Here is a 1,646-nt window from a genome sequence, read left to right as displayed (position 1 = left end):
AAGCAAAAACCTAAGTCGATTCGACTTAGGTTTTTTTGTGTTTATTTTTATTTACCAAATGTCATAATCCATAAATTTAATAATCTTAAAGAAGAAAAAAGATGAAATAGAGACTGTTTAAAATGAATTTTGAACGATAATGCCATAAAAGATAATAAAGTAATACATTTAAATGTTAGGTTAAGGTAAGAATTACCTTTTTGTATTAATTGAGTCGTGGAATGACTAAAATATTTTACTTTTTATATGAAACCGTTATGTGGAAAATAGCTATTCAGTTGTTTTTCACATAACGGTTTTTCATTTTTAAAGGATTTTACATAAGAAAAAATCTATAATTAAGATAGTTAACATATATTTTTTGATGGGTGTGGGGGATTATGAAAGAAATATGCATGTTATTAGTGGCTGTTATATTATGGGGGACAGCCATTGCGCCAACAAAGTGGGCATTAGAATCTATTCAGCCATTTACTTTGTTATTTATTCGCCTTTTCTTAGCTGGTGGAATCTGTTTACTATTCTCATTTAAACAATTAAAAAGATCAGTTGTACATAAACAGGTCCCGTGGAAAAGAATGAGTTTACTATCTTTTACTGGCGTATCTGGGTACTTTATGTTCACATCCTACGGTATTTCTTTAACAAGTGGATTGCATGTTAGTATTATTGATGCTGCTTTACCTTTAGTTACAATTCTTTTTTCGGCGTTCTTTTTGAAAGAAAAAATTCGGCTTAATTATTGGATCGGTATTGTATTGGGGGCTATCGGAGTACTTCTTATTACAATTCCATCTAGTAATGTCGATCAAGAAGTATCTTTAATAGGAGATATCCTTATTTTATTAAGTACGTTCTTATTTGCTTTCTATACAGTATTGCTGAAACGACCAAAACAAGAACAGTATCTATCAAACAAGGTTTTTACAACATTAACTTTAATTATTGGAGCTGTTATTCTATTACCATTTGCAATGGCAGAAACTTTTTATTATGGTTTTCCAAAAATCGAAACATGGAAGACAGGGTTTAGTGTAATATATCTTGTTATTGGGGCAACAATTTTAGCGTATTGGTTTTGGAATAGAGCATTAGAGACAGTCTCGGCATCAGTAAGTGGATTATATTTAAATGCGTTACCGTTAATAAGTATAGTTGCTTCAATTGTTCTATTAAATGAATCTTTAACGCGGAGAATAGTAATAGGTGGCAGCTTAGTTTTATTTGGAGTGATATGGGCGGATAAACGTAAACTAATTGATTTATTTATATCAGACGATCAAAATATTAAAGAGAATGAAGAATGTTAAAGTTTATAAGAGCATGTATATAATGTTTAATGGAAAGGACGCTTTGTATGTAATAGGATGTCCTTTTCATTATTTTCATTGAATGAGAGGAATTAAATAACTGAAACTAATATAGAAAATAACTTTGGAATTATTTTTATTATTAATTGAATAAAAGGTGTTGACGATTAGGCTATAGAGGTGTAATATAGAACAAGTCGCCGATGCAATAACGCAGAACGCGGCAAACAAAATGAAAAACTTAGTTGACATTAACTAACGAAGATGTTAACATAAGGAAGTCGCAAATGAGCGACCAAGTAGTTCTTTGAAAACTGAACGAAACAAACAACGTGA

General features: G+C 30.4%; 1 protein-coding gene. It reads left to right on the top strand.

The genetic code is table 11. From position 1 onward, the window contains the following. Nucleotides 1–380 precede the first annotated feature (380 nt). The gene (locus JDS99_RS30565) at nucleotides 381–1,310 is read left to right on the top strand and encodes a DMT family transporter (protein WP_088610501.1); all 930 of its coding nucleotides are present in this window, start codon (nucleotides 381–383) and stop codon (nucleotides 1,308–1,310) included. The last annotated feature ends 336 nt before the right edge of the window (nucleotides 1,311–1,646 follow it).

Source organism: Bacillus cereus group sp. N6, assembly GCF_016483705.1.
GTDB lineage: Bacteria > Bacillota > Bacilli > Bacillales > Bacillaceae_G > Bacillus_A > Bacillus_A wiedmannii.
Note: the sequence above shows the minus strand (reverse complement) of the source record. Positions and strands in the feature narration are given on the sequence as shown.

What these genes read in the sequence shown, in the direction of transcription:
- JDS99_RS30565 (WP_088610501.1), top strand. Translation starts at nt 381, where the DNA reads ATGAAAGAAATATGCATGTTATTAGTGGCTGTTATATTATGGGGGACA.